The organism is Thermus sp., assembly GCF_056332225.1.
Window position 1 is genome coordinate 1 of the sequence record NZ_JBWGQW010000197.1, and the last position, 682, is coordinate 682.

Annotated in this window: 1 pseudogene; it reads left to right on the forward strand. The window is 69.9% G+C overall.

What is annotated here, in order from left to right:
- Positions 1 to 30: 30 nt before the first annotated feature.
- A pseudogene (locus tag AC01Y6_RS10885) lies at positions 31 to 682 on the forward strand (bifunctional DNA primase/polymerase); the annotation flags it as partial.

The following is a 682-nucleotide window of genomic DNA, read 5'->3' on the forward strand; positions in this document are numbered from 1 at the left end:
GGCCGCTGGCCCCTTTCCAAGGGGCTCTTGGTGGAAGCCCTTCTGCCTTTAGGGGTGGCCCTTCGCCCCCGCTGGGCCGCCCTCGGGGAGCACGGGAGGACGGCTGACGCTGGGGCCAGGCTCCACGCCGCCCTCCTCCTCTTGGGCGGCTACCTCCACGAGCTGGGGCTCCACCTTGACCTTGAGCCCGCGCTGGCCGCCCTGGAAGAGGCGGTGCGCCGTCAAGGGGAGTGGCAACGGGACGCTGACCCGGTGGAGCGGTTTGTGCCTTTGCTCATGGGCGCGTTTACCGCTGGGCGCGGCCACCTGGTGAGCCTAGACGGGTGGGAGGAAGGGGAGCCCCCGCGCAACGCCGCCCTTTGGGGGTGGAGGTGGGTACCCAGCATGAGCGGGAGCCCCGAGGCCGCCCCGGGCCGATGGGAACCTCGAGGGGCCACCCTCGGGTGGGCTCCTTCACTCCCTGAACGGGAAGGGATTCTGCTAGACCCCGAGGCCACCTATAGCGTCTTGTCCCGGATGGCCGCCGAAAACGGGGAGGCCCTTCCTTCCCCCCGCACCTTGTGGAAGCGGCTAGGGGAGCGCGGGGTTTTGTATGTCCAACACGACAAGGACGGCACACGCTACTTGGTGGTGCGGAAGGTGGCGGGGGGCAACCGCCGGGTGCTCCACATTCGCGGGGAGC